Genomic DNA, 17,594 nt, shown 5'->3' with positions numbered 1-17,594 from the left:
GTAGCTGGCTGGCGGTTCAAACTCCGCAAATCGGTCGCAGGCTGATTTGCGGAGCTTTTTCTCACTCTCTTTTAATGTGATAAAATTAAATGACTAGTAAAAGGGGGATGTCTATGACCGAATCAATTGCCAGCTTGGGAAGCCAGCTGGCGAAGCTGCATCAGCGCGTTGATAATGCAGAAATCTTTCAGTCACTGTACCATCGCGTTGGTGAGCTTACAGAGCAGGTTCCCATTCAAAAAAAGACCAGCTATGCACCACCAGCTGATGATCGGATATTTATCAGACAAGCATTACCGGTAATCGAAGCTCAAATCAAAGCCCAGCACCCGCTTGACCAGGATCAGATGCAGTCTTTGATTTATCATTTGGCTTCTGTCAGTCGCTCGGCAAGAGAACGGTCACGCCAGGCGATTAATGATCTGTTGGCTGACCAGCTGATCGACCCAACTGAGACTGCCGGCTGGACTGATTACCTGCTGCAAGATGAGATTTTGTATGCGCATGTTTTGGAACCTAAGAATCAGGCTGTGTTCTTGCGCTCTTCAGCAGTCAGCATGCTGCGCTCCTTATTAATGGCCGATCGTTATGGATACTTTTTTCTGACTGATGAAGATCTGCAAAAGATTATTGATAAGATTGCTTTGCTGGTTCTTTTAGAAAAAGACACGCGTGGTTTTGTCGGCAGACAGGGCTGGGCGCATATGTTTTATGAGCTGCCCAGCCTTTTTAATGAGTTGACTGAGCGCAATGAGCTTTTAAGAGGCGATCACATTTTTATGATGACGGTTTTATTGGAACGTTATCGGCGTTTGAAGACGCCTTTGGAAATGGGAGAGCAAAATGAGGTGGCCGATTATTTAGCACGACTGATGAAGCGTCATCGGTTGTATCAGGATTATTTTTTGATGGAGCTCAGAGACTGGCGACAATGGCTGGATCAACAGGAAAACGTTGTCAATGAAGGCGACTGGCACCTGTTCTTCAACTATCAGCGCTTGATGAACGCACTTTTGATTACCAAGGATCTGCCACTTAAGGTTGCTTCAGAGATTTATAAAAAGGAAATCTAGTTGTCAACGGTTACAGATAGTGTTATACTGTAGTTTCTAATAAAAACGGTTTAAGTACATTTAAAAATTAGATAGGTGGTATTTACATGACGAACAAAAAGCTGCACGTAGCATTGCTGTTCGGGGGCAATTCTTCGGAACATGATGTCTCTAAGCGGAGCGCTCACAATGTATTTGACGCGATGGACAAGAACAAATATGACGTCAGCCTGTTTATGTTCACTAAAGATGGCATTCTGCTGAACAATGAATACTCTCAGCGGATCTTTGATGGCGAGCCGGAAGACGCCGTTGTCAAGGAAGCCTATGCCAACATGGATCTGGATGCACCATTAGCACCAATCCAAGCCTTGAGTACGGTTGATCAGATTGATTTCTTCATTCCGGTCATTCACGGTAATCTTGGTGAAGACGGTACGGTGCAAGGACTGTTCCGTCTGCTCAAGAAGCCTTACATCGGTTCAGGCATCGCAGCCAGTGCAATGTCATTTGATAAGGATCTTACCAAGAAGATCATCACCCAAGCCGGTATTCGCAACACGCCATACATCCTGCTGACGCCGGAAAATCGTGATCAATACGACTGGCATGCCATTCAAGAAGAGCTGGGCAATCTGGTATTCGTTAAGCCGGCCAAGCAAGGCTCTTCAGTCGGCATTCACAAGGTCGAAAACGAAGCTGAGCTTAAGGCAGCCTTAGATGACGCCTTCAAGTACGACTTCAAGGTTTTAGTTGAGCAAGGAATTGACCATCCTCGTGAAATTGAAATCTCGATTCTGGGTAATGAGCATCCAATCGCATCCAAGCTTGGTGGGATTCGGGTTCCAAGCGATGATCCATTCTATGACTATGAAAACAAGTTCGTCGATGCCAGCGGGGTTGTCTTTGATCTGCCAGTAATCTTGCCAGATGACCTGACCCAAGAAATTACGGACATGGCATTGAAAGCTTACAAAGCACTTGGTATGAAGGGACTTTGCCGCATCGACTTCCTGGTTGATAAGAATAACGTGCCATATCTTAGCGAGCCAAATACTCTGCCTGGCTTTACCAACATCAGCCTTTATCCGCAGATGTGGGAGGTTTCTGGCATTAAGTACTCAGATTTGATCGACCGGTTGATCAAGCTGGGGCTTGAAGAATTCGAGCATCAAGAACAAATCAAGTATGACTTCCAATCACTGGGTGAAGAAAAAGTCGGTAAAAAAGAATATCACTAAAATGATGAAAAAGGTGCCTGCTTGGGCATCTTTTTTATTTGTAAAACAAAGGCAACCGTCTAATTATTGATAAATTTATGATAGAATAATAATATACATATTTTATTGATTTATCGGTTTTACTATACATATTAAGAAGGAATATGAATGAAGCTTCGAGGGGATATCTTTAAACAGATTCGCCGCAAACGGGGGCTGTCGCAGACGGCATTGGCGGAAGGAATCTGTACGCAGGCCACGATCAGCCTGATGGAAAAGCAGAATCGAATTCCGAAGATGAATATTCTGACCGCGCTTTGTTCGCGGCTGGATATTACTACGGATGAGATTATTGAAAATGATGATGTTTCGATGACCGCAATTTTCGATCAGATTGGGCGGCTGCTAGCCGAGAGACAATTTGAGGCAGCTCAAGATGCCATGCAAAAAATCAAGGTCAAAAATCTGCAAAATGAGTTTGATAAGCAGCGCTATTATTATCTATTGGGGATGCTGCAGGTTCAAGAGCAGCAGTTTGATGAGGCAATCTTTAATTTTGAGCTGGTATTGACCCAATTTTCAACGACCAGCGCCAACATCTATCTGGCCATGACTACGATTGGCATGGCAATGGCCTATGAAAAGATTGGCAGCCAAAGTCGCGCGCTGCGTCTGGTTGAACGGGCAATGCGATTGATTGATGAGAAAAAACTGACGGGCGGCCAAATGCAGTGGATCGTCGTCTATGAATATATTGCTGGACTCTATCTGACACTTGGTCAACCGCGAGCCGCCCTGAATGCAGCTCAGCGTGGCATCGATATCTGTCGTCAAATGCGGTCGATGTTTTTGCTTGATCGTTATTATCTATATGCAGGCAAGGCACAATTGGCATTGGCTAACCAGGCAGTTGCCAAGCAGGATCTTGAAATTGCCCATAGTCTGGCCCTGGTTAATCAACATCCAGAATTGGTCAAGGAGTCGGTGAAGGCTCTGGCAACAGCATGATTTATACATACAAAAAGCGATGACCAAAATATGGCCATCGCTTTTTAGCATATTTATTAATGCATTAGTGCTTTTTTTGAACTGGAATTGGCTGATTGTCCAGGTCGGTACGTACGACCAGAACATCACAGATTGCAGTCCGAGTAACAAATTCAGTAACCGAACCAATCAGAATCCGTTCAACGGCGTTCAAACCGGTGGCACCGATCATGATCAGGTCAGCGTGCATTTCCTTTGGCACTTCGCGGGCAATGATCGTCTTAGGCGCGCCGTATTCAATCGTGTAGCTGACATTGGCAACGCCTTGTTTTTTAGCGTAGTCAACGTATTGATCCAGCGTCTTCTTGGCAGTTGCGGTTACTTGTTCGACCATTGAGCTGTCGAAACTGGAGATATTTTGGAAAGCACGAGTGTCAACAACGTGCAGCAGGCGCAATTCCGTGTCAGCGCCATTCCGTTTAGCAACAGCAACAGCTTTCTTAAAAGCCAGTTCAGCTTCCTTTGATCCATCTACAGGAACCAAAATGTGTTGGTATTGTTGAGTCATATCAAGTACCCCCTTAATGCTTAAGCTTCTTTGTTTATTTATATTTTACAACATTGTAAAGGCTTTCGCAAAAAAATGTTTAAAAGTTTAGTGTTTCTTGAACACTAATGAGCTGGTTGCCAGTGCCATTACCATGTCGGTCAGACAGCCAATTACCAGTACTGTAGCTACCAGACCGATACGATTCGGGAAAAATGCAGCAATCAAGCAGACAATGCCCCAGATCAGCATTACCCAGCCCCAGATGTTGCAGTGGCGAATACTGCGCTCAGTTGGGGCCTGACCAAAGATACCGGTATTGCGATGACTTAAAAGATACCAGCCCTCAATCAGCATGATGGCGGCAAAAAAGATCATTAATACAGTAATCAAAAAAATCAAAACTCCTTTCTCTGTCAAAATACCATAAAAGCGGGACTGAAACCAGTAATGATTTCAATCCCGCTTTTTACGATATGTATCGGCTCCGTTCATGCCGTTAATTGTCTTTCAGTGTTGACCTGTGGATAAGACAGGTGGGCCATGGCCGACAAAGCTTCGACTACCAAGTGAGAAGGCATGTCGTCCCAGTGTCGAGGCACTAGTCCCAAAGTAACGAAACTGTAAGGCAAGACTGCGAATTAGACAACACGCACACTACAGAACCTCTATTAGTATGTTAGCATTTTTTTAAAATAAGTGCAATCGTTTTCAACTTCTTGGTCGTCGTTGTGCTTTTAACAGCCGTCGATACTGACTTCCCATGGCTTTTTCAAATTCACCGTTTGGTTTGGGATGGTAGTACTCATCGTTTTTAATTTGATCGGGCAGGTACTGTTGACGAACCCAGTCCTGTGGAAAATCATGTGGATACTGATAGTCAACGCCATGACCAAGTTCTTTGGCGCCCTTATAATGAGCATCTTTGAGCCAGGCAGGGATGTCACCAAAATTGCCCTGATTGATGCGTTCCAGTGCGGCATCAATTGCCAAAATGCCGGAATTTGATTTAGGCGACAAGGCGAGCTCGACTACGGCATCGGCTAGTGGAATGCGTGCTTCAGGCAGGCCGATTTTTTCAGCTGCTTGGATTGCGGTAACTGCCCGCTGAACCGCTGGCGGATTTGCCAGACCAATATCTTCATAGGCAATTACGGTCAATCGTCGTGCAATGCTGGGTAAGTCGCCAGTAGCAATCAAACGTGCCAGGTAGTGTAGAGAAGCATCAACGTCACTGCCGCGAATTGACTTTTGAAAGGCCGAGATGACGTTATAGTGAGCATCGCCATCTTTATCAGCAGTTAAGGCTTTTTTCTGTACGCACTCCTCAATGATTGGAAGCGTCAAATGAATCGTGCCGTCATCGTTGGGGTCGGTCGATCTGGCAGCCAGTTCCAAAGCGTTTAATGCACTGCGCAGATCGCCATTGACAGCCTGAATCAATTGATCGCGAGCATCGTCGTCCAATTTTAATGATAATTTTCCCAGACCACGTTTGGAATCGATCAAAGCACGATCGATGGCTTGGCTGATGTCTGTTTTGGTCAATGGATAGACCGGAAAGATTTGGGTTCGGCTGCGAATGGCCGGATTGATCGCGAGATATGGATTCTCGGTTGTTGCGCCAATCAAAACGATATGTCCATTTTCGAGGTGAGGAAGCAAAAAATCCTGCTTGGTCTTGTCGAGTCGATGGATTTCATCAAGCAATAGGATTACGGTGCCGCTCATCTTGGCTTCTTCGGCTACGATCTGCAAGTCTTTTTTAGAATCGGTAGCGGCGTTTAGCATGCGAAATGCATACTTGGTTGAGCCGGCAATGGCACTGGCGATGCTGGTCTTACCCGTGCCAGGCGGGCCATAGAGAATCATCGAGCTGAGCATTTTGGCCTTGACCATGCGATTGATGATCTTGCCAGGACCAACCAAATGCTGCTGACCAACGACTTCGTCTAAATTGCGTGGCCGCATGCGATAGGCTAATGGCTGCAATCAAAAGGCCTCCTTTTATTTAGAATGAAACAATCGTTGCCAAAAACTCGGCTTGGCGGGCTCTTTAATTGGAGCAGCTGGGGTCTTCAGATCGGCATAGCGCTTTTCTACGTCAACTGGTGATTGATGAACTGCCGTTTTAGCCGCCACCACAACGGCCATTTTTTCAGGGGCCGTTGAGAATTCGGGATCGGTTTTTAAAGTGAAGCTGGCGTGTTCTTGAACGGCTGCACGCATGTAAGGTCGCAATTCCTCATCAGAAAGGTTGCCATTTAAAAAGACCAGGTTGCCAATTCCTTTTTTAAGTTCTTGTTTCAATGCATCAGACCAGTCACGCTCTTTTAGCTGCGCCACGCTGATCGTCAAGCAGACCCGTTCACGAAAGGTTCCTAGATAGCGGCGCTGTTCATCAGGGTTGATTTTTGGCGTACCATAGACCGCATTTTGCAGTCGCTGGTCAACCGCGCTTTTTTCTTCATTTGCCATGTCTGATCCTCCTTGAGTGTTTCCTATTATTGTATCATTGATTGCGCTGGGCCAATAAGAAAACGCCACTGCAGCAGGCAGTGACGTTGATCAGACTATTTAACGATTTCGCAGAATTCAATGGTTTCAGCATTTGGCCCTTCAATGTTGAAGAACTTGATGCCATGCTGCCAGAAGTCAAGGTGCTGAACCTCATCTTCTTTCATCGTAAAGCCGGCTTCCTTAGCCGCCTTGTAGGCCGCATCGGCATCAGAGGTATTCAGTGAGATATGATTGATAGCCCCAGTCTTACGAACGGCACCATCACCAGTCCAGATTTCCAACGTCAGATGAGCGTATTGCATGAAGACGACTTCATTACCCTGGTTGTCGGTGTCAAAGTTTCCCAACATCTTAAAGCCGAGTTTTTCCCAGAAGGCAACCGTTTTTGACAGGTCGTCGGTTGGAATGCCAATGTGCTGCAGGTCGTCGAAGTAGCCAGCTAAACTTTTGTTGAATGCCATGATTTGCTCCTTTAATAAAACATAATTTGTAAAAGTGAAGAATCTAAACATCTAAAGCTTGATGCTTAAGCTTGGGGAAAATAATTCGATCGGCAAGTCCCGTAATACCACCCTGAAAAAGCAGGGCAAAGATCGTCCCTAAGCCGAAATTGGCCAGTCCCATCTTAGGCAATGCAGCCAGAGCCATGATCGTAGGCGGAATATATGAGGCCCACATTGACAAAGTTGCATTACCCTTGAAATAACGGAAACGCAAAATCTGGAATAGGTCATCAGCTGGGTGCAAAACCAGGTTGACCCGCTGATAAATTGAAATGGCCACACCAATGAAAGTGACGCCCAAAAAGTTGATCAAGACATACAAGGCCACCACTGGTAAGGAATGAGCGTCAGGCATGATACGGTTGAAGATATCCGAGAACCATTGAATGAAGATCGAAAATGGCAGCATGAACAAGAAGTTGCCAAAGATTCGTTTCCATTCCCATTTGTGCATCAAGATGGCATTTAAAACCGAGGTAAGCATTCCTAAAACCATAAAGGCCCAAAACAGAGTCATTGAATTGTCGCCTAATACGGCAATGCCAAGGTTGTTTTCAGCCGCCGTCCAATAGGCAGAACCAAGAAACTGCGGATGAATGTGTGAACTTGTTACCAGCGTTAAGACGTTGCCCATCGAATTGATTACGATTGACAGGGCAAAGTAGGCGATGCTGGCCTGCATTGAAATGGTCCGCTTAGGGACTGTGGTGATATTGTTTGAACTTGCTTGATCCAAATTAATTCCCTTCTTCCTGACAAGATATCAATCTTAAAATTGGTGATAGATTTCACTTGCTACGATAAAGATACCGCCAGCATCGCTTGATGTCAACCGGTTGACAGGAAAATAAAGATTGATGTCGCGGGGTCATCCAGTTTTAGGAACCGTTTTCTTTGACGCGGTGACTGGCAACTGCAAAAGAAAGTTCAGTAATAAAAAAATTAGTGACTTTATCGTGAGTTTGCTCTTTGATTCACAGTATTGCTTGGAGAAAGTTTGCTCATTTCTAAATTGGTATAGCAATCCCAACAAGGCACTTATGAACATAAAATCATATATATCTAAAAAAGATTAAGTTTTGCGCAATCGATTGCTTAACAATATAAAGTCAAGATTTATATGTGGTCCATATGTGAATAAACGTTGATAAACCAATAATCTTGTTAAAAAATAGCTGATAAATCGTGCACAAATAAAAATTGGTATTGTCAATCGATTAGCAAAAATAATTCAAAAAATCAATTGACGATGCGCTCAAATTGGACCATGATACGAGTCATGAATTAATTGTTAATCAAAAATTGGTATATTTAACAAAGGAGCAAGAGAAATGCAATCAACTGAGCAAAAAACGATTGCCATCTATGCTGACGGTGCCGTCATTGACGATATGCGTCAAATGGCCAAGCTGCCAGAAGTAACCGGCTTTACAACCAATCCTTCACTGATGAAGCGAGCAGGCGTCACCAACTACCTAACGTTTGCCAAGCAGGTGGTCAGTGAGTTTCCTGAAGCTTCCCTGTCTTTTGAGGTTTTTTCACAAGATCCCCAAGAAATGCAGCAGGAAGCAGAGATTTTGAGTTCATTAGGAAATCATGTCTACGTTAAGATTCCAATCCTCAATCTTAGTGGTCAGCCCAACACTGATCTGATTCAACAACTGTCTCATGCCGGCATCAAGCTGAATATTACCGCAGTAACGACCAGCGAGCAGGTTCGTTTGGCACTGGAAGCATTGGATGAACAGACGCCGGCAATTATTTCACTGTTTGTTGGACGCGTTGCCGATACGGGGGCTGACCCAACTTCTTTTGTCAATGCCAGCGTTGCAATGTCGCATTTGCATCCTAATGTTGATCTGCTTTGGGCTTCAACGCGCGAGGTCGATAATATTCGCCAGGCCAAACAGGCAGGAATCGATATTATCACGGTACCACCGGCAATTCTTGAAAAATGGCTGGCTCGGCGAAAGTTTACTCCCGAAGACGTTGCCTTAGATACGGTCCGGGGCTTTGATAAAGATATCAGTACGCTGGGCTTTAGTATTCTTGATGATGTTAAGGAGGCGGCCGCTAATGAATAGTCAACACTCCAATCTGGATCAGTTGTCCGTTACGGCTGCTCGCATGCTGGGGGTCGAAATGATCGAAGCCTCACGCAGCGGACATCCAGGTATTGTTTTGGATGCGGCGCCAATGGCCTATACGCTGTTTGAGTATCACATGCGTTTTAATCCAAAGCAGCCCAAGTGGATCAACCGAGATCGCTTTGTATTGTCGGCTGGTCATGGCTCGGCACTGCTTTACAGTCTGCTGCATCTAAATGGCTTTGATCTGACGATTGATGACTTAAAGGCATTTCGTCAGATGGGTTCCAAAACGCCGGGGCATCCCGAATATGGGTGGACGCCAGGCGTTGATGCTTCAACGGGTCCCTTGGGTCAGGGACTGGGCATGGCAGTCGGTATGGCGATTGCTGAAAAGCATCTGGCCGCTCAATGCAATCGGCCTGGCTTGCCGGTAATTGATCACTATACGTATGCTTTGGCCGGCGATGGTGACCTGATGGAAGGCATCAGTCAAGAAGCCTTGGACATTGCGGGCAATCTGCAGCTTAATAAGCTGATTGTGCTTTACGATTCAAATGACGTTTCGTTAGACGGACCATTATCGATGAGTACCCATGACAACGTTGAGCAACGCGTCAAAGCAGCCTCGTGGAATTATGAACGTGTTGAGGACGGCAACGAGTTGGCCCAGATTGATGCAGCCTTGTGGCGGGCTAAACGCTCTAGTAAGCCAACCTTGATCGAGGTCAAGACCGTAATTGGCTATGGTGCTCCTAAACAGGGGACTAATAAAGTGCATGGCACGCCGGTTGGTCAAGATGGCCTGATGACGCTGCGAGAAAAGTTTGATTGGCATGAGCCGTCTTTTACCGTGCCACAGGCAGTCTATGATCACTTTAAGGAACTGACGGCAGCTAAGGAAAAACAGTATCAGCACTGGTTGGAAATGTGGGCTTCCTACCAGCAGCAGTATCCACAACTGGCAGCACAGTTGATGAGCGACCAGTTCAAGCTTAATGATGCTGAACTGAACTATCAACCGGGTGAAAAAATTGCCACGCGGTTGGTATGTGATGATGCACTGCAAGAGATTGCTCGTCAAAATCCAATGTTTTGGGGCGGGGCAGCCGATCTGGCCAGTTCCAACAAAACGCTGCTTAAACAAGACGACAATTTTGCCGCCGATAATCCTTTAGGACGCAATCTGCGGTTTGGCGTGCGTGAGTTTGGCATGGCCGCGGCTTTGAACGGCATTACGCTGCATGGTGGTACACGGGCGTTTGGCAGTACGTTTTTGGTATTTAGCGACTACCTCAAGGCGGCAGTACGACTGGCAGCTTTAATGAAAGTACCAACGACTTTTGTCTTCTCACACGATTCCTTAGCAGTTGGCGAGGACGGACCAACGCATGAGCCGGTTGAACAGCTGGCGGCACTGCGTTCGATGCCAGGCGTTGATGTCTTTCGGCCGGCTGATGCCAATGAAACGATTGCATCATGGCAGGTAATCGGCAAAACCAGCGATCGACCAAGCGTTATCGTTACCTCTCGCCAAGGTCTGCCGGTTCTGGCGGCTGCCAAGCATGCACCGGTAGAACGTGGGGCTTACGTTTTAGCACCAGCCAAGACCAATCATCCAGCTGGAATTTTGATTGCCAGCGGTTCGGAAGTCTCCTTGGCGCTGCAGGCTAGAGAAAAACTGGCAAAAGAGGGCATTGACGTGCAGGTCGTCTCGATGCCATGTCAAGAACGCTTCTTGCGGCAGTCCAAACAGTATCAAGACATGGTACTGCCGCCACGACTGGATAAACGTCTGGCAATTGAAATGGGCAGCTCAATGTGCTGGCATCGGTTTGTTGGCTTAAATGGCATGGTAATGGGCGTTGACGAGTTTGGTACCAGCGCGCCGGGAAATCAGGTTATTGAAAAGTATGGCTTTACGCCTGAGCACGTGGCTGCAGCCTTTAAACAAACCGCTGGACTTACGGCAGAAACGTCAGAACAGGCAGCCGTTAATGGCTAGCCATTATCACTCCAAAATCTATGATTCGCATTATAAATCTTAATCTCTAAACCTCAAAATACTCCAAAAATCCCTAAAAGAAAAAGGCATGATCGATTTCCCATCCTGATCGATCATGTCTTTTTGATTTTGATTATAAATACTTACAGTAAAAAAGCCCTGTGACTTAACATCACAAGGCTTTTTATGAAGCAGCAATCAATGATTACAGCTTGTTGTAGAATTCGACAATCAGCGCTTCGTCGATGTCGGCGTTCATGTCTTCACGTTCTGGCAGGCGAACCAGCTTACCTTCGAGCTTGTCAGCATCGAATTCAACGTAAGATGGACGAGCAACAACGGCTTCAACAGCGTTCTTGATAACGTCCAGGTTCTTGGACTTGTCGCGAACGGAGATGACTTGACCAACCTTAACTTCGAAGGAAGGAATGTCAACACGCTTGCCATCTACGGTAATGTGACCGTGGTTAACCAATTGACGAGCTTGACGACGAGTAGTAGCCAGACCCAGACGGTAAACCATGTTGTCCAGACGACGTTCCAACAGAACCATGAAGTTGGTACCGTGAGTACCTTCCTTGATCTTGCCGGCACGCTTGAACAGGTTACGGAATTGACGTTCAGTCATACCGTACATGTAACGCAGCTTTTGCTTTTCGCGCAGTTGCATACCGTATTCAGACAGGCGGCCACGACGGTCATTACCGTGATCACCAGGTGCGTAGTTGCGGCGAGCCAGTTCCTTACCGGTACCGGACAGAGACATGCCAAGACGGCGAGATACACGCCAGCTAGGGCCAGTGTAACGAGACATATTAGAATTCCTCCAATAAAATTATTTGGAGTAAAATAATCCGATGTGAGCTTGACATTCGTGCAGGCCAATTGGATCGTTCACCCTTGCAGCTGGGTTACTGAAAACACCATGCGGCATTGGTCTGTTGACGAGCTTGCCCCTCACTGCTGCATTATTTTACACAAAGAGTACTTTAACGCGAAAAACCGGCTTAGTCAAGATGTTTGATCAGTTCATCGACAAAAGATTTGATGCCGATCTGTAATTTTGCATCAAAACGGTTCTTGACTGGTGCATCCAAATCTAAGACACCCACCAGTCGCCGATGCTTAATCAACGGAACGACCAGCTCAGACTGAGCAGCCGCATCGCATGAAATGTAGCCGGGAAAAGTGGTGACGTCATCGACTGCCAGGGTTTGCTTCTGAGCTGCTGCCTGGCCGCAGACGCCCTTGTTCATTGCGATATGCATGCAGGCGGGATGACCTTGGAATGGGCCTAAGACCAGTTCATCGCCTTTAGGATCATAAAGATAAAAGCCGGTCCAGTTTAATTGATCGACGCTGTCGTTTAACAGTGCTGAGGCATTGGCCAGGTTGGCAATCAGATTGGTCTCATTTGCCAACAAGGCGGCCAGTTGGGCGTTGATAAGCTTAAAATCTGGCAATGTAAAAATCCCTCCGATAAATAATAAGTTGTCAAGTATAGATATGATATAATTTTAATTAGTAGAATTTTAAATTAAACGGTGAAAAAAACAAAGCATAAACCGTGCAAAATTTAGGTGGGATATAGATGTTTCAAGTGTTGATCGGAATTTTAATTATTGCTGCATTGGTAATCATCGGTGTTTACGTCTATCAAAAAAGAACGCTCAATGCTGTTGATGCGATGCTGAATCAAAAAGCCGCCGCCTTGGCAGCTCATTTAGACGAGCGATTCGCTGAAGATGCGCGCCCAGAGCTGAGTGGTGATTCACTAAAGGATTTTAATCAGCTTAAAGAAGAATACCAAGACGAATTTTTGACAGCTGCCAGTCGAGTAGATGACCTAGCCGATCAAATTGCTCAGGATCTGCATGGTTTTAATCTGTTAAGAGTCAAGCCAGATCTACGCAAGCTTCAAGATGCTACGGCCAAGCTGATCAGTGAGCAGCAAAGCTTGGAGAATGGCTTGAAAAAAATCGACGATGCCAAGGCTGAGCACCAAAAGGCAATTGGTCAGCTGAAAAAACAGTATCAGCAGTTCCGTAGCGAGCTGGAAGAAAACAGTTATCGTTATGGCAAGAGCAGTACGGCTCTGCGTCAACGCTTGGCTGATCTGGAAACGCGCTTTACCACGTTTACCACGCTTACGGCCAAGGGCGATTATGAGGCCGCTCAAGACGTGCTCAGCGAACTGCAGGAAGATACTGCTAAGCTGGATCAATTGATTCAAAAGGTTCCAGATGTTTATAAGCCGCTGCTGACTGAATTTCCCACCCAGCTGCAGGAGCTTAAAGAAGGCTATGACCAGCTGAAAAGACATCATTACAACTTTGCCGATGACCAGATCGATCAGGAAATCGACCAGCTCAATCAGCTTTGTGAACGGTCGGCTGCAGATCTGGAGGTTTTAAAGGTTGATGAGGCAGCAACGGCTAACGACCAATTAACGCAGCACATTGATCAACTCTATGACGTTATGCAGCGCGAACTTGATGCCCGACCAAAAGTTTCACCGTTGATGCGTGATGTTGGTCGGCATCTGAGTCATGCCAAGCAGCAGAATCGTGAACTGATTGATGAACTGGAACGTCTCAGTCTCAACTATACGCTCAATAATGATGAGTTGGCCAATGCACGTGGACTGGATGAACAATTGCGGCAGCTGCAGGCGTCATATGATCAAGACCAAGAAGCTTTGGCGATCGAAGAGGCTATTGACAGTCAGGTTGTTGCTCGACAAACCGACAACGAAAAGATGCTGACGGCAATTGAGGAACAACAGCAGCAAATCAACGACAGCGTAGCGGATCTGCAGTCCGATGAGACCCGAGCCAAAAAGACGCTGCAAAAGTTCTCAGTTGAGATTCGTACAATCAAACGGCGAGTTGAGTCATTGAATCTGCCTGGCATTCCAAAAGACTATCTGGACTACTTTTTCTTGGTTAGCGATGAGATCGGTAAACTGGCGGACGCCATTAATCAAGTTAAAATCGATATGGAAGACATTACCAAGCAGCTTTTAATCGTGCAAGACGATCTTGAAACGCTGCAGGAAAAAACTGATGACTTAAGAGATAGTGCCGAACTGACCGAACGGCTGATTCAATATGCCAACCGGCTCAGTATTGATCATGAAGAGATTAATGATGCAATTGCTCAGGCACAAAATGAATTCAATCGTTATAACTATCCAGGCAGTCTGGAAATCTTGGAAAAAGCCGTTGAAAAAGTTGAGCCGGGGTCTTATAAGCGAATGGAGCAGCGCTATTACGCTGAGCTTAAGCGAAATTCTTAATAAAAAACGCGTCATTTCGTTGACGCGTTTTTTATTTTCGGACGTCAATCATGGTTAAAAGATTCATGATCTGTTATAATGTAGCGTTGTTTTAGGAGCCGAACCTTCGTCGCGGATGTGATCCATCGGCGGCAATATCTTGCGAGGAAAAACTTTTTTCCCGCGTGCATTAAAGGAGCAAGCACAGTATGATTTATTTTGACAATAGTGCCACGACACAGATCTGGCCAGAAGTTTTGGATACGTATAATCAAGTCTGCCAAAAGATTTGGGGCAACCCTTCTAGTCTGCACAAGGTTGGCGAGACGGCTTGGAATCTTCAAGAGCAGGCACGTAAGCAGATCGCGGACCTGTTTAGCGTTTTGCCAAGTGAGATTGTTTTTACCAGTGGCGGTTCAGAAGGCGACAACTGGGTCATTAAAGGAACAGCAATTGAAAAGCGTCAATATGGCAAGCACATCATTACGACCAGCGTTGAGCATGCTGCGGTACGTAATTCAATGGAGCGTTTAGCTGATTTGGGATTTGATATTACCTATCTGCCGGTTGACGATCAGGGACGCATCAATCCTGAAGACGTAAAAAAGGCACTGCGGCCAGATACGATTTTGGTTGAGTCGATGGTGGTCAACAACGAGATTGGTACGATTCAGCCAATCAAGGAAATCGGTGAGATCTTAAAAGACTACCCAAAGGTTCATTTCATGGTCGATGCAGTTCAAGCGATTGGCAAGGGAATCGATGACATTGTCTTTTCGGACCGAGTCGATTTTGCAGTCTTTTCTGGGCACAAGTTCCATGCGCCACGCGGGACCGGCTTTGTATATGCCAAAGCCGGCCGCAAGCTGGCCCCGCTGATTGACGGTGGTGGCCAAGAGCGTGGTCGTCGCAACGGAACTGAAAATACGGCCGGCTTTGTTGCCATGGCGCGGGCTTTACGAATGGTCAAACAAGAGGAAAAAGAGGTTGTTGAACGCGAAAAAGCCGTTAAGACGCGGATTTATGATCACATTAAAGACTTTGATCACGTTCAGATCATTTCTAAAAACGATGACTCATTTGCACCGCATATTCTGACGTTTGCAATCGTCGGTGTTCGCGGCGAAACAATCGTACATGCTTTTGAAGAGCATGACATTTATATTTCTACGACCAGTGCCTGCTCATCCAAAAAGCATGTAGAAGCCGGGACGTTAGCAGCAATGAAGGTGCCAGATTCGATTGCTACCAGTGCGGTCCGAATCAGTCTGGGCGACCAAAATACCTTGGCCGAAGCTGATGAGTTCAACCGGGTCTTTGATGAGCTGTATGCTGGCTTTAAAAAGATTATCGACTAGTTTTGAAAGGAAAATTTTGTTCTAACAATGCAATATGATGAAATCATGGTGCGCTATGGTGAGCTTTCAACCAAAGGGCGCAATCAAAAGAACTTCATTGACCGATTGGGAGCCAACGTCACTAAGGCGCTGCATGGCTTTGATCAGGTTAAGATTCATCCGCAAAGAGACCGGATGCATATTGATTTAAACGGTGCTGACAGTAATCAAGTGATGGACCGCCTAAAGCAGGTTTTTGGCATTCAGACCTTCTCGCCGTCGCTGCGTGTTGATAGTGACTTTGAGGCCGTTAAAAAAGCGGCTGCCAAGATGATTAGAGAACAGGTTAAAAAGCCGGCAACGTTTAAGATCAGTACTCGGCATGCTGACCATGGCTTCCCAATGGGTACGTTTGAGATGAATCGTGAGCTGGGGGCCTACCTGCTGAAAGAATTTCCCGACCTTTTGACGGTTGACGTCCATCATCCAGATATTGATCTGATGGTTGAAATTCGCAAGAGCGGGATTTATTTGACCAGTGAAAAGATCAAAGGTGCCGGTGGCCTGCCAGTTGGGACAGCCGGTAAGGGCATGATGATGCTCTCTGGTGGAATCGATTCGCCGGTAGCTGCCTATCTGGCCATGAAGCGTGGGGTCTCCTTGGAAATGGTGCACTTTTATAGTCCGCCATACACCAGCGAACAAGCACTGGCCAAGTCAAAGGAGCTGACCAGCAAGCTGGCTAAGTACTGTGGCAGCATCAAGTTTATCCAGGTCCCATTTACCGAGATTCAGGAAACGGTTAAAGAAAAAGTACCTGAAGGCTATCTGATGACCGTTCAGCGCCGATTGATGCTTAGACTGGCTGCAGCGCTGGCCATGAAGCGACACGGCCTGGCCATCTTCAATGGTGAGAGCCTTGGGCAGGTAGCCTCACAGACGATGGAGAGCATGGTGGCCATTAACGATGTAACGACGTGGCCGGTTCTGCGTCCGGTGTTGTCGTTTGATAAGACTGAAATCATCAAGATCGCTGAAGAAATCGATACCTACGAGCTGTCGATTCTGCCATATGAGGACTGCTGCACGGTCTTTACGCCACCTTCGCCAAAGACCAAGCCAAACCTGAAACGGGCACGATCCTACGAGGCACGGTTGGACGTCGAGGGCTTGATGCAGCGAGCACTGGACAATATCAAGATTACAGAGATTCATGCCGGTGACGAATTCCTAAACCAAAATCAGGACGTTTTTGCTGAATTGCTGTAAAATTTAAGCTGATGCAAGACTTTTTAATGCATCAGCTTTTTTATTTCAAACACCGGATTTGGCTATTCGAATGGTGCTAAATTTGGTATACTGTTCCCACACAAAATTAAAAAACGCTGTGAAACTGAAAGGAGCGTTCATCGTGGAAGTTACTGTCAATGGTGAGAAGATGCAGCTGGTAGGCAATCCGCCAGAAGTAGGTACGGAAATTCCTCACTTTAAGCTGTTTGATGCTCAGAATCAACGTGTTAAGACTCGTGAGCTGCTGGGCAAGCCAACTTTATTTTCAGTCGTACCAGACATCAATACATCGGTTTGCTCACTGCAGTCACGCAAATTCAACAAGGCAATGGCTGAATATCCTGACGTCCGCTTGATTACGGTCTCCACCAATCCTGTCAACGAGCAGAAGGGCTGGTGTGCAGCTAATGATATTCCAAATGCCGAGCTTTTATCTGATTATGAACAGTCATTTGGCTATGCAATGAAACTTTTGATTCCTGATGAAGGGGTCTTGGCGCGCTCAATCTTCCTCATTGATGCTGACGGTCAGATCGTCTATTCACAGATTGTTCCTGAAATGACGCATGAACCAGACTATCTGGCAGCATTGAACGCAGTTGAGAAACTTAGCAAGTCAGCCGAATAATTAAAAAATTATTTGAATCGACTTGACGTTATCAAAAATTTCTTTTATTATTACGCTATTCAAGCATTGAACGAGAGAGTAGATTCGACAAGACCGTTCAGAGAGACTCGGTTGCTGAAAAAGAGTCCCGTCAGTCGAATT

17 protein-coding genes and 1 other annotated feature (1 of these 18 only partly in view) are annotated in these 17,594 nt (G+C 46.1%); of the genes, 9 read left to right on the top strand and 8 right to left on the bottom strand.

The window, feature by feature from the left end:
- Positions 1 to 113 precede the first annotated feature (113 nt).
- From HF864_RS00370 to HF864_RS00360, 3 genes are all read left to right on the top strand, one after another.
- The gene (locus tag HF864_RS00370; RefSeq protein WP_169461168.1) at positions 114 to 1,073 is read left to right on the top strand and encodes a DUF2785 domain-containing protein; all 960 of its coding nucleotides are present in this window, start codon (positions 114 to 116) and stop codon (positions 1,071 to 1,073) included.
- Positions 1,074 to 1,159: 86 nt separating this feature from the next.
- Positions 1,160 to 2,293 (top strand): D-alanine--D-alanine ligase family protein, encoded by a 1,134-nt coding sequence (locus tag HF864_RS00365; protein ID WP_169461167.1) that lies wholly within the window; start codon positions 1,160 to 1,162, stop codon positions 2,291 to 2,293.
- A 147-nt stretch (positions 2,294 to 2,440) separates the two neighbouring features.
- Positions 2,441 to 3,280 carry a helix-turn-helix domain-containing protein gene (locus HF864_RS00360; RefSeq protein WP_169461166.1) on the top strand — a complete coding sequence of 280 codons (840 nt, stop codon included), beginning with the start codon at positions 2,441 to 2,443 and terminating at the stop codon, positions 3,278 to 3,280.
- 64 nt (positions 3,281 to 3,344) lie between these two features.
- On the opposite strand, the gene HF864_RS00355 is transcribed toward HF864_RS00360, so the two are convergent.
- The 6 genes from HF864_RS00355 to HF864_RS00330 form a co-directional block, all read right to left on the bottom strand.
- The gene (locus HF864_RS00355) at positions 3,345 to 3,827 is read right to left on the bottom strand and encodes a universal stress protein (protein WP_033934412.1); all 483 of its coding nucleotides are present in this window, start codon (positions 3,825 to 3,827) and stop codon (positions 3,345 to 3,347) included.
- An 87-nt stretch (positions 3,828 to 3,914) separates the two neighbouring features.
- The gene (locus HF864_RS00350; protein ID WP_169461165.1) at positions 3,915 to 4,199 is read right to left on the bottom strand and encodes a hypothetical protein; all 285 of its coding nucleotides are present in this window, start codon (positions 4,197 to 4,199) and stop codon (positions 3,915 to 3,917) included.
- A gap of 318 nt (positions 4,200 to 4,517) precedes the next feature.
- Positions 4,518 to 5,777 carry a replication-associated recombination protein A gene (locus tag HF864_RS00345; RefSeq protein WP_169461372.1) on the bottom strand — a complete coding sequence of 420 codons (1,260 nt, stop codon included), beginning with the start codon at positions 5,775 to 5,777 and terminating at the stop codon, positions 4,518 to 4,520.
- Between the two features lie 36 nt (positions 5,778 to 5,813).
- Positions 5,814 to 6,284, bottom strand: a complete 471-nt coding sequence (locus HF864_RS00340; protein WP_169461164.1) for a YueI family protein — start codon at positions 6,282 to 6,284, stop codon at positions 5,814 to 5,816.
- A 95-nt stretch (positions 6,285 to 6,379) separates the two neighbouring features.
- Positions 6,380 to 6,787 (bottom strand): VOC family protein, encoded by a 408-nt coding sequence (locus tag HF864_RS00335; RefSeq protein ID WP_169461163.1) that lies wholly within the window; start codon positions 6,785 to 6,787, stop codon positions 6,380 to 6,382.
- 43 nt (positions 6,788 to 6,830) lie between these two features.
- Entirely contained in the window at positions 6,831 to 7,511 is a 681-nt protein-coding gene (locus HF864_RS00330) for a fructose permease (RefSeq protein WP_169461371.1), read from the bottom strand.
- A gap of 649 nt (positions 7,512 to 8,160) precedes the next feature.
- Here HF864_RS00330 and HF864_RS00325 point away from each other — a divergent pair.
- Positions 8,161 to 8,913: a transaldolase family protein gene (locus HF864_RS00325; RefSeq protein ID WP_169461162.1), complete on the top strand. Its 753-nt coding sequence runs from the start codon at positions 8,161 to 8,163 to the stop codon at positions 8,911 to 8,913.
- Complete coding sequence (tkt, locus tag HF864_RS00320) at positions 8,906 to 10,921, top strand: transketolase (protein ID WP_169461161.1); 2,016 nt, start codon at positions 8,906 to 8,908, stop codon at positions 10,919 to 10,921. Before HF864_RS00325 ends, tkt begins: the two co-directional genes overlap by 8 nt.
- 205 nt (positions 10,922 to 11,126) lie before the next feature.
- On the opposite strand, the gene rpsD is transcribed toward tkt, so the two are convergent.
- Positions 11,127 to 11,735 carry a 30S ribosomal protein S4 gene (rpsD, locus tag HF864_RS00315; protein ID WP_169461160.1) on the bottom strand — a complete coding sequence of 203 codons (609 nt, stop codon included), beginning with the start codon at positions 11,733 to 11,735 and terminating at the stop codon, positions 11,127 to 11,129.
- A 193-nt stretch (positions 11,736 to 11,928) separates the two neighbouring features.
- Positions 11,929 to 12,384 (bottom strand): GAF domain-containing protein, encoded by a 456-nt coding sequence (locus tag HF864_RS00310; protein ID WP_169461159.1) that lies wholly within the window; start codon positions 12,382 to 12,384, stop codon positions 11,929 to 11,931.
- Positions 12,385 to 12,512: 128 nt separating this feature from the next.
- On the opposite strand from HF864_RS00310, the gene ezrA reads away from it, so the two are divergent.
- The 4 genes from ezrA (at position 12,513) to tpx (ending at position 17,453) form a co-directional block, all read left to right on the top strand.
- On the top strand, positions 12,513 to 14,219 hold the full coding sequence (gene ezrA, locus HF864_RS00305) for a septation ring formation regulator EzrA (protein WP_169461158.1): 1,707 nt from the start codon (positions 12,513 to 12,515) through the stop codon (positions 14,217 to 14,219).
- A 188-nt stretch (positions 14,220 to 14,407) separates the two neighbouring features.
- Positions 14,408 to 15,556: a cysteine desulfurase family protein gene (locus HF864_RS00300; protein WP_169461157.1), complete on the top strand. Its 1,149-nt coding sequence runs from the start codon at positions 14,408 to 14,410 to the stop codon at positions 15,554 to 15,556.
- 27 nt (positions 15,557 to 15,583) lie between these two features.
- Positions 15,584 to 16,804: a tRNA uracil 4-sulfurtransferase ThiI gene (gene thiI / locus HF864_RS00295; protein WP_169461156.1), complete on the top strand. Its 1,221-nt coding sequence runs from the start codon at positions 15,584 to 15,586 to the stop codon at positions 16,802 to 16,804.
- 142 nt (positions 16,805 to 16,946) lie between these two features.
- Positions 16,947 to 17,453, top strand: coding sequence for a thiol peroxidase (tpx, locus tag HF864_RS00290; RefSeq protein ID WP_169461155.1), 507 nt, complete (start codon positions 16,947 to 16,949; stop codon positions 17,451 to 17,453).
- A gap of 57 nt (positions 17,454 to 17,510) precedes the next feature.
- Positions 17,511 to 17,594, top strand: a binding site (T-box leader); it runs 135 nt beyond the window's last position.

Source organism: Lactobacillus sp. MRS-253-APC-2B (assembly GCF_012843675.1).
Taxonomy (GTDB): Bacteria; Bacillota; Bacilli; order Lactobacillales; family Lactobacillaceae; genus Limosilactobacillus; species Limosilactobacillus pulli.
Note: the sequence above shows the minus strand (reverse complement) of the source record. Positions and strands in the feature narration are given on the sequence as shown.

What these genes read in the sequence shown, in the direction of transcription:
- HF864_RS00365 (WP_169461167.1), top strand. Translation starts at nt 1,160, where the DNA reads ATGACGAACAAAAAGCTGCACGTAGCATTGCTGTTCGGGGGCAATTCT.
- HF864_RS00300 (WP_169461157.1), top strand. Translation starts at nt 14,408, where the DNA reads ATGATTTATTTTGACAATAGTGCCACGACACAGATCTGGCCAGAAGTT.
- tkt (WP_169461161.1), top strand. Translation starts at nt 8,906, where the DNA reads ATGAATAGTCAACACTCCAATCTGGATCAGTTGTCCGTTACGGCTGCT.
- ezrA (WP_169461158.1), top strand. Translation starts at nt 12,513, where the DNA reads ATGTTTCAAGTGTTGATCGGAATTTTAATTATTGCTGCATTGGTAATC.
- HF864_RS00340 (WP_169461164.1), bottom strand. Translation starts at nt 6,284, where the DNA reads ATGGCAAATGAAGAAAAAAGCGCGGTTGACCAGCGACTGCAAAATGCG.
- thiI (WP_169461156.1), top strand. Translation starts at nt 15,584, where the DNA reads ATGCAATATGATGAAATCATGGTGCGCTATGGTGAGCTTTCAACCAAA.
- rpsD (WP_169461160.1), bottom strand. Translation starts at nt 11,735, where the DNA reads ATGTCTCGTTACACTGGCCCTAGCTGGCGTGTATCTCGCCGTCTTGGC.
- HF864_RS00345 (WP_169461372.1), bottom strand. Translation starts at nt 5,777, where the DNA reads ATGCGGCCACGCAATTTAGACGAAGTCGTTGGTCAGCAGCATTTGGTT.
- HF864_RS00330 (WP_169461371.1), bottom strand. Translation starts at nt 7,511, where the DNA reads ATGCAGGCCAGCATCGCCTACTTTGCCCTGTCAATCGTAATCAATTCG.
- HF864_RS00335 (WP_169461163.1), bottom strand. Translation starts at nt 6,787, where the DNA reads ATGGCATTCAACAAAAGTTTAGCTGGCTACTTCGACGACCTGCAGCAC.
- HF864_RS00355 (WP_033934412.1), bottom strand. Translation starts at nt 3,827, where the DNA reads ATGACTCAACAATACCAACACATTTTGGTTCCTGTAGATGGATCAAAG.
- HF864_RS00325 (WP_169461162.1), top strand. Translation starts at nt 8,161, where the DNA reads ATGCAATCAACTGAGCAAAAAACGATTGCCATCTATGCTGACGGTGCC.
- HF864_RS00360 (WP_169461166.1), top strand. Translation starts at nt 2,441, where the DNA reads ATGAAGCTTCGAGGGGATATCTTTAAACAGATTCGCCGCAAACGGGGG.
- HF864_RS00370 (WP_169461168.1), top strand. Translation starts at nt 114, where the DNA reads ATGACCGAATCAATTGCCAGCTTGGGAAGCCAGCTGGCGAAGCTGCAT.